Raw genomic sequence first — 9501 nt, 5'->3', positions numbered from 1 at the left:
CTTAACAGTGTGCTTGCCAATTTCGGAATTGACAAAGTGCTGTGGCTGGATGAAGGCAACGCGCTCAAAGCCGTATCCGTGCCGACAGTATGGCATTATGTCGGGTTCTATTTCGTGCTGTTCCTGACAGCGATGTCCAAGATCCCTTCAGACTATTATGAGGCTGCCAAGCTCGAGGGCATTTCTGCCTTCAAACGAACGACGATGCTGACCATTCCGCTGATTATGAGCGATATCAAGGTCGTCATTACGCTTGCCATTACCGGGACATTGAAGGTGTTCGAGTTCATCTGGGTCATTACCAGCGGGCAGAACGGAACCGAGGTGCTCGGTACGTATATGTACAAAAAAGCGATGGTTGACCAGAACTTTGGATATGGCTCCGCGATTGCCATCTACATGGTCGTGTTCGGCGTTCTGCTGTCCCTGCTGGCCAATCGCCTGCTCAAGCGTGATGAGATTACATACTAAGCGATATAGGGGTGTACCGTTATGCAGCCAACAATATCTGTAGATCGTCGGGTTCAGCGGAGGGAATTCAGACGCTTCCGATGGAGCAGCGTATTGATCTATTTTTTTCTTAGCGCTTGGGCGATGACAACTATCTATCCGCTCTTCTGGATCGTGAACAACTCCTTCAAGGTGTCGAGGGATGTCATGAATAATTCCTTCGGACTTGCGCTAAATCCGGATCTGATCAATTACCAGAATGCCTTTGACCGGATGAATATCGGCAAGAGCTATATCAACAGTCTGATCATGTCGGGGGCCACCGTCCTGCTCGTGCTGATCTTTGGCGGGCTTGCTGCCTACGTGCTCTCCAGGTTCAGCTTTTCCGGTAAAAGAATCATCTTCTCCATCCTGTATGCGACGCTGCTTATTCCGGCCTTTGCCACCGTCGTTCCGGTCTATGAGCTGCTGATCAAGACCAGCTTGGTCAATACGTATTTGGGGCTCATTCTGCCGCATACGGCCGGTAATCTGACCTTTGCCATTCTAGTTATGGCAGGCTATATGCAGACGATTCCCAAGGAGCTTGAAGAAGCGGCATTCATGGACGGGTGCAACCGCCTGAATATGTTCAGCCGAATTTTCGTACCGATCTCCCAGCCTGTCTTCGCATCAGCCAGTATTTTCGTCTTTCTCTGGTCCTATAATGACTTGTTCTCGGCGTTAATCTTCGTGAATAAGGAAAATGTGCGCCCCATCGTTGCGCTCTTGAATGAGATCAGTTCACAGTACGGCACCGACTTCGGGTTAATGGCAACAGCCGTCTCCCTGACTGTCATTCCCGTGCTCATCGTCTACCTTTTCATTTCGAAATATATTCAGAAGGGTTTGACCGAAGGTGCCATCAAGGGGTAATCAAAAGAGCTTTCCCGTTCGTCTGCTTAGACGGATAGGAAAGCTCTTTTGCTGTCCATTTATAATCGGATCGAGCTGAGACTGCCATTTCGGGCAAACAGCTCATCCACTCGCTTCTCGACCTCGGGATCATGCAGAAGCGGGGGTGCCTGATGCGGCTTGGAACGAGCATCAATGATGACATTATCACAAGACCAGTGCTTATGCTCCACATAGCTGTTTACACCATAAATATCATGAGAAGGATTGCTGCGTGTAAATGTGACCCACAAAAAATTGCTTAAGGATTCACTTAAGAAGAAGCTGTCATCGCATACCACCAGCATCGGACAGGATTCGATCGTTCCCTGCTCCCGGATAGCATCGCTGATCTCCTTCATTTGCCCGGCTGCTTGTTCATACGACTCAAATGTTCCGGCTTCAACAGCAACGACTCCCGGGAATACCAGACGCGGGTTATCAAGTCCGCGAATATTCTTCAGCAGCTCGGGAACCTCTCGGCATAGCTTCCGCTTCACATCGCCGTAGGCAGCAAATACAACCTTGCTCCCGGTATTTAGACCCGTACCGGAATAATCGAGAGTATCGATGGTCGTATTCGTCTGAAAATGAATGTCGCGCTTCAGATCTATCCGTTCCAGAATATACATCAGGAACTGCTCGATCTCATGCGTATCCAGCGGCTGCCGATCCTCTGCCGTAATGAACAGATACTTGGCAAGACTCAGTTGTCCGGTTCCAAGAATCCGGTTGGCAAGCGTCAGCAGCTCGGCAGGCTGCTTCACCTGCTGGTAAGGCGTATAGCGTTCACTGCCAATGGCAAATAGCAACGGATGAACCCCTGCCGCATCGACGGCATGAACCTCTTTGACCCCCGGAATTTCCTGCTTGATGGCATCCCCGGTCAATTCATGAATCAGTTCCCCGAACGCTGTATCCTCTTGAGGCGGCCGGCCGACCACCGTAAACGGCCAGATCGCATGTTCCCTGGCGTACACCTTGCGCACCTTCATCACCGGGAAAGGATGAACCAGACTGTAATAGCCCAGATGATCCCCGAATGGCCCCTCCGGCTTCGTATCCTCAGGATAAATCTCGCCGGTAATGACAAAGTCAGCATCATGGCTAATACAGAAGCCATCCTCGTAGCTATACCGGAACCGGCGGCCGCCAAGCATGCCGGCAACCGTCAACTCGCTCAGACCCTCCGGCAGCGGCATAACCGCGGCCAGCGTATGTGAAGGAGGCCCGCCGACAAAGATACTGACCTTGAGGGGCTCTCCCCGTTTCGTCGCTTTGGTCTGGTGAATTCCGATTCCGCGATGAATCTGGTAATGAACGCCTACCTCGCGATCCTGCTCATAACTGTTGCCGCTGAGCTGAACCCGATACATCCCCAGGTTGGAATTCATAATTCCCGGCTTGTCCGGATCCTCCGTATACACTTGGGGCAAGGTCACAAAGGCCCCGCCATCCATCGGCCAGTGCTTAATCAGCGGCAGATCGGAGATCGCAATCTCCTGCGCAGCAACCGGGCGAGAGCTCATCCCCTTCATCGGAAGCGCCGTCAGGGCCGCTAACCCGGTTCCGACGCTCTGCAACGGATGCTTCAATGCAGAGAGCGGGTTATTACGCAAAGCGATAATTCGTTGGGTAACATCCCATGTGTTGCGAAAGATAAACTTGCTGCGTTCGATCGTTCCGAACAAATTGGAGACCGCACGGAATTTGGAGCCTTTTACCCTCTCAAATAACAGAGCAGGCCCGCCGGCCTCATACACTCTCAGGTGAATCGACGCCATCTCCAGATGGGGATCGACTTCCTCCCGAATCCGGATCAGATGTCCGCGCTTCTCCAAATCCATCAGACATTCTTCCATACTACGATACATAAGGTAAGCTCCATTCTATGGGCGTGGGGCCGCAATCTTATTCTTCGTCAAACTCCACGTTATGATAAACCTGCTGCACATCCTCCAGATCCTCCAGAGCGTCGATCAGCTTCTCGAATTGAGCCACAGAATCTGCAGGCAAGGTAATATAGTTCTGGGCAAGCATCGTCAGCTCGGCTACCGTAAATTCGGTAATTCCTGAGGCCCGGAATGCTTCCTGTACTTCGTGGAACTGGTCCGGTTCAGCATAGACGATTACCGTGTCTTCTTCCTCCACAATATCGCGCACCTCGACGTCAGCCTCCATCAGCAGCTCAAACACTTCATCGAGGGTCTTTCCTGCCACACCGATTACGGCAGTAGAATCAAACATATAGGATACTGAGCCATTTACCCCCATGTTGCCGCCGTTTTTATTGAAAGCAGCGCGTACCGCCGAAGCTGTCCGGTTGACATTGTTGGTAAGCGAGTCTACGATGACCATCGAGCCGTTCGGCCCGAAGCCCTCGTACCGCAGGTCCTCATAGGTTTCTTCTCCGCTTCCCTTGGCCTTGTCCAAAGCGCGGTCGATAATCGCCTTCGGGACATTGTATGTTTTCGCGCGCTCCAGCACGACCTTCAACGCACGGTTGGATTCCGGATCAGGCTCGCCTTTCTTGGCAGCTACATAAATTTCTACGCCAAACTTGGCATAAATCCGGCTTGTATTCGCATCTTTCGAAGCTTTCTTTTCCTTAATATTGTTCCATTTACGACCCATCGGTGTACCTGCTTTCTATTTGAAATTTTCGCACTCTATTATACCATCAATTCTTGATAGTAAAAATGGTCGATCAAGTGACCATACCGGATGATTCTCTAAAGGCCTTCCGCCTCCTGCATCTATTCCCCTCGAAGCACTGGCGGAGCAGTCACCCAGGCATCACTTAATCCGTAGTGTTCATTGATGTCTTGAAGGTAAATCGAGAACCTGGTCAAGTCGCGGGAAGCCGTAATATTTGCTGTTGTAATCGGTGACTTGTCCTCTCCCCATTCCGTCATCGTGTAGGAATACATGGACCCGTCGAACTTCAGCGTAACGGGATAGATAAACTGTTCATCTATACTAAGGGTTCCTTTGATGACCGGCTTTCCGAGCAAATTGGGATACTCTTTTCCTGTTAGTACAACTTTCGATGCCCGTTCAAAATTCTTTTGTTCGGAATAGATCGCTCCCTGAAGCTCCTGCCGAATCTCTCTTGGTGTATGGTAGAGCACGCCTGCTGCAATCAAAAGAACAACCACCGCAAGAAAAATCAGTTTCTTCATCAAAGTCCTCCCTCGTAATCGTTACTGCCCATATCATCCGATAATATCAAAAAGCTCGTGAAGCGCATGGATCTCGTATGTCGGTTGTATATCTGTCTTGTTGTCTGCCCGGCGGGGATTGAACCAGCAGGTTTCTATGCCGTACCGGTTGCCGCCCTGGATATCGCTGCTTAAAGAATCGCCGATCATGAGGACTCCATCTTTGGCTTGAAGGCCCAGCTTTGCAAATGCAACATCAAATATTCCTGACTCCGGCTTCTGGGATCCAGCTTCCTCCGATACAATGACCTGCTCAAAGGTGTTGCTGAGCGGAGACCTCCGAATACGTTCATGTTGTACCTCTTTAATCCCGTTGGTGATGATTGCAAGGCGGTATCCTTGAGCGGACAATGCTGCACACAGTTCTTCTGCGCCATCCAGCAAATAAGCCCCTCTGCCCAAATTTACCAAATATTCGCCGCTAAAAGCGACAGGATCCAAATCCAGCTTGAACGCCTGAAACAGGCGGGAGAATCGTTCTGTACGCAGCAGTTGGCTGCTGATTAGTCCCGCTTCCAGCTCGCTCCACAGTTCATGGTTAATTTCTTTATATCGTTCGAAGTGCATCGGCAAGAACTCCATCTCATGGGCGAGAAAAGTGTCCTCAAGAGCCGCTGTCTCCGTCCGGGAAAAGTCAAACAAGGTTTCATCCGCATCAAACAATAAAGTATGGTATTTCATCTCTCTAGACCTCCTTATGAACTACGTAAGTTGAACAAATGATCATACACAGGAGGCAACGTATAAAGTGTTCTTACGATCGCTGTTGTTCGCGGATTTCTTGGATAGAATTAGACCCTGTGAAGGAAGAACTCCGCTCTCAAAGGCGAACGCTTACGCTTCTTCAGAACACTTTACACTTATGCCTTTTCTGTACAATTCTTTATTTTAACTTATATAGCTTCCTCTTGATTGTAGCGATTCATACCGTCTTTGTCATGCGGGAATGTCCTGACAAGCAGATGCTATCGCAACCAGCGCTTTTGCAAAATCTGATTTGATAGGATTCTTTCTCCCCAAAAAAAGAACCGGCGTCCAACTGTGGACTGCCGGTTCTTTACAGCATGGCTAGCCTATAAAACCAAAGGCGCCTGCAACAAGTACGATAATCGCAAAAATCATTCGATAGTACACAAAGACCTTCATCGGTCTGTTCTGAAGATAGGATATAAAAATTCTGATTACAATAAGAGCAACAAGAAAAGCTACCAGGAAGCCGACAGCCAGAGAAACAAGCTCTACCGAGGTCATACTGGAGAATCCACCGATTTTGATCATTTTCAGTGTGCTCATTCCGATCATGACCGGAATCGCCAGGAAGAATGAAAATTCGGCTGCCGCTACAGTGGTCAATCCGGCAACCCAGCCTCCGATAATCGTGGAAGCGGAGCGTGACATGCCTGGCACGATGGCCAGGCATTGAAAAACTCCGATGATCATCGCCTGCTTCAAGGTTACGTTAAGCTCATCTCCGCCTCCGCCGGGAGTGTTATTGCGAAATTTTCGCTCGGCGTACAGCATCCATATCCCGCCGAAGAAGAGCGAAAATGCAACAACATACGGTGTAAACAGATGTTGATCTGACCAATCGTTCAGAAGAACTCCAAAAATTCCGCCCGGGATACAGGCAACCGCCAACATCAACCAGAATCTGAAACCGGATCTTTGATATCCGGCTTTCTTCGGAAAGAAATGAACTAGTGTGTCTATTATTTTTTTTCGATAGAGGACTACAACGGCCAAAATGGCACCTAGTTGGATAACATAAGTGTACATTTCCACATAGGAAGGTGTGGTCCCGTTAAATCCAAGCAAATTACTAAAAATAACGAGGTGTCCCGTAGAAGACACGGGCAAAAATTCCGTGATCCCTTCCACAATCCCCAAAATAATCGATTTAATTATCGAAAGAATCGTATCCATCGCCGCAAGCTCTCCATTCTCTAACCATTATATGGAATCCTTGACCACACGTTTATAGTAGAGTACAGACAAAAGTCCGAAAATGGAATAGAGCACCGTGTAGAGCAGCATGACCAGCAGCATGGGGGTCAGCATTTCCGTACCGAATAAGAACCAGCCTGATTTTACCGCAAAATAACTATGGCTAAGCCCGATCACAAGCGGAATGCCGAAGTTGAATAGCTGCTTGTAGCGAATTCCTCCAACCAGATCATCCTGAGTAAAGCCCAGCTTGCGAAGAATGGTATATCCCGGCTTTTCTTCTTCACTTTCATCCATTTGCTTGAAATAGAGAATACAACCCGAAGTGACTAAGAAGGTAAGCCCCAGGAATCCGACGATGAACATGATCAACCCAAAGTTTGCACGCTGCCCCATCTCATATTCGTATTGGGAATTTGCGCCATATTCATCTTTAAATGAATTCATGCCTGCGAATGCTTCGTTAGCGTTTTTCAGTTGGGAACGGTCTGTTATATCTACTCCGTAGTACACCGTGAATTCCTGATCCGGACTTCCCCCCACCTTAAGCTCCTGATAGATCGACTCGTCCACAATCACTACAGGGAAGCTAAAATTGAAACGGGGCGGCAGCACCGTTTCTTCGGCAAAGCCGGTTAAACGGAGCGGATATGTTTTTTCGGCTGTCGATAGTGTAATTTGATCTAGTTTATCCATCGGCAAAAAGTTCATCATGCCCTCCTTCATGCCACGGAATAATGCCTCTCCGGCCTGAATGTCCTCCCCGATGCTCGTATCGCCAAGTACGGTTACAGCTATGGTATCCGACTGGATGTCAAGCAGATTTCCCTCCTTGATGAGAGATTTCGCATCCAGATTGGCCCAGACCGGTTCAAGTACGCTTTTCTCATAGGAAATACCTTCCGATTCCATAACTGCTGTAAACTTGTCGAGCAATTCACTCTCATAGAAAGAGAAGTCGTTCGGAACATTATTTTTTGCCATGGAAGCGGCTGAGTAGTACGAAATGTAGCTAAGCGACAGCATCCCGATCGCCAGCGCGGATAGTGTCGTGATGACGGTAAGCAGCAGTGCGTTAGACTTCATCCGGAACATAATCGAAGACAGCGAGAGCACTTCTTTGATCGTTAGATATCCCCTCTTGCTTCTGCGGATCAGATTGAAGATGAAGCTCACGGAGCCTTTATAGAAGAAATACGTTCCTGCGATTACCGATCCTAGGATAAATAACATCGCACCCATTAATTGGGCCATATCTGTGAATTTCCCGCTGAACAGCTGAGACGACACTTGATATCCCAGCAAAATAAGCGCGATCCCCGCGATCCCCATCAAAATGCTCCAGACCGAGAGCTTTTCCACCCGCTGCTGGGCCAGCGACACAACCCGGAACAGACTGAGAATACTCTGTCCTTTGATAAACAGATAGTTCATCAGCATAATCAACAGATAGATGCCTGAAAACACAATTACCGTCTGAACCAACGCTTGGGGTGAAAAGCTGAGTCCGGCAATGGCATCAACCTGAAGGATCTTGAGTAATATCATCAGTATGAGCCTTGATACCGCGAAGCCTGCAAAAATCCCGACGGCCATAGAGCCGAAATACAGCATCAAATTTTCGAAGGTGAGGATCTGGAAGATCTTCCCTTTTGTCAGACCGACCAATTGAAATAACCCGATCTCCTTGCTGCGCCGCTTGATGAAAATGGTGTTAGCGTACAGCAGAAAGACAGCGACGATCACGACCAGCAGGACGGAGGAAGCGCCTATAGCTGCTCCTCCTTTGATGGTCCCTTCCAGGACGTCAATCGAAGGATTAAATTGCAGGGTCACGAACGAGAAATATAAGGCTACACTAAAAATCAAGGCGAAGACATATAGATAATAATTTTTAATATTCTTCTTCAGATTCCGTAAAATGATCACTCGCAAACTCATGGCTGCACCCCGCCCAGCACACTTTGTGTTCGGATAATATCATTGTAAAATGCCTGACGGCTCTCATCGCCCTTATTCAGTTGGGAATAAATCTGTCCGTCCCGAATGAAAATAACCCGGCTGCAGTAGCTTGCTGCTGCGGCATCATGCGTCACCATCACAATAGTCGATGTGAACTTGGTGTTCATCTCGCTCAGCTTCCCCAGCAAATCACTTGCCGATTTGGAATCCAGGGCCCCGGTAGGCTCGTCCGCAAAAATAATGCTCGGCCGATGAATGAATGCGCGCGCAGCGGAGGTTCGCTGCTTCTGCCCGCCGGAGATCTCCGCAGGATACTTGTCCGCAAGCTCATAAATGCCCAGCTCGGAGGATACCCGCTGATATCTGTTTTGCGCTTCCTGCCGGCTTACACCGGTAATGGACAGCGGGAGTAGTACATTCTCCTTCACCGTCAATGTGTCTAGCAAATTATAATCCTGAAAAATAAATCCGAGATGCTGTTTGCGGAACTCGGCCAGCTCCTTTTCCTTCATGCCCGTAAAGTCCTTGCCTTCGATGAGGATCGAGCCCTGACTGACCCGGTCGATCGTCGAAAGTACATTTAAGAGCGTTGTTTTGCCTGAGCCGGACGGCCCCATGATCCCTACAAACTCTCCCTTTTCCACCTTCAGATCAATCCCCTTAAGGACCTCCTGACGATTGAATTTGTTCCCGTATACTTTAACTATTTTAGCTGCTTCCAAGATGGTCAAGACGACTCACTCCTCCATGTATCCAGTTCTATATAAGTTGAACTACTGAATTTTACGTTCTGGGGGCAACGTGTAAAGTGTTCTTACGATTGCTGTTGTTCGCGGATTTCTCTAATTGAACTAAATTACTATAAGGTAGAAATCCTCTCACAAAGGCGAACGCTTACGCTTTATGCTTCCGAAGTAGCTTTCTTACAGAAAGCTTTTAACACTTCACACTTATGCCCTTTCTCCGTAGTTTTTATAGTTCAACTTATATT

General features: G+C 48.6%; 9 protein-coding genes. 2 read left to right on the top strand and 7 right to left on the bottom strand.

Features of this window, described 5'->3' with window-relative positions; genetic code table 11:
* Both TX85_RS27440 and TX85_RS07830 read left to right on the top strand, forming a co-directional pair.
* On the top strand, positions 1-471 hold a 471-nt coding region (locus TX85_RS27440; protein WP_233500645.1), incomplete at its 5' end, for a carbohydrate ABC transporter permease.
* Between the two features lie 21 nt (positions 472-492).
* Complete coding sequence (locus TX85_RS07830; protein WP_044478544.1) at positions 493-1365, top strand: carbohydrate ABC transporter permease; 873 nt, start codon at positions 493-495, stop codon at positions 1363-1365.
* Between the two features lie 59 nt (positions 1366-1424).
* Here TX85_RS07830 and TX85_RS07825 read toward each other — a convergent pair whose 3' ends face one another.
* The 7 genes from TX85_RS07825 to TX85_RS07795 form a co-directional block, all read right to left on the bottom strand.
* Entirely contained in the window at positions 1425-3257 is a 1833-nt protein-coding gene (locus TX85_RS07825) for a UbiD family decarboxylase (RefSeq protein WP_044478543.1), read from the bottom strand.
* A gap of 37 nt (positions 3258-3294) precedes the next feature.
* Complete coding sequence (locus TX85_RS07820; protein WP_044478542.1) at positions 3295-4017, bottom strand: YebC/PmpR family DNA-binding transcriptional regulator; 723 nt, start codon at positions 4015-4017, stop codon at positions 3295-3297.
* 122 nt (positions 4018-4139) lie between these two features.
* Complete coding sequence (locus TX85_RS07815; RefSeq protein WP_044478541.1) at positions 4140-4565, bottom strand: hypothetical protein; 426 nt, start codon at positions 4563-4565, stop codon at positions 4140-4142.
* Between the two features lie 33 nt (positions 4566-4598).
* Positions 4599-5285 carry a YjjG family noncanonical pyrimidine nucleotidase gene (locus tag TX85_RS07810; protein ID WP_044478540.1) on the bottom strand — a complete coding sequence of 229 codons (687 nt, stop codon included), beginning with the start codon at positions 5283-5285 and terminating at the stop codon, positions 4599-4601.
* 387 nt (positions 5286-5672) lie between these two features.
* Positions 5673-6527: an undecaprenyl-diphosphate phosphatase gene (locus TX85_RS07805; protein WP_044478539.1), complete on the bottom strand. Its 855-nt coding sequence runs from the start codon at positions 6525-6527 to the stop codon at positions 5673-5675.
* Positions 6528-6554: 27 nt separating this feature from the next.
* The gene (locus TX85_RS07800) at positions 6555-8489 is read right to left on the bottom strand and encodes an FtsX-like permease family protein (protein WP_044478538.1); all 1935 of its coding nucleotides are present in this window, start codon (positions 8487-8489) and stop codon (positions 6555-6557) included.
* Positions 8486-9241, bottom strand: a complete 756-nt coding sequence (locus TX85_RS07795) for an ABC transporter ATP-binding protein (protein WP_044478537.1) — start codon at positions 9239-9241, stop codon at positions 8486-8488. The genes TX85_RS07800 and TX85_RS07795 overlap by 4 nt, the downstream gene beginning before the upstream one ends.
* Between the last annotated feature and the right edge of the window lie 260 nt (positions 9242-9501).

Source organism: Paenibacillus antibioticophila (assembly GCF_000455265.1).
Classification (GTDB): Bacteria; Bacillota; Bacilli; order Paenibacillales; family Paenibacillaceae; genus Fontibacillus; species Fontibacillus antibioticophila.
Note: the sequence above shows the minus strand (reverse complement) of the source record. Positions and strands in the feature narration are given on the sequence as shown.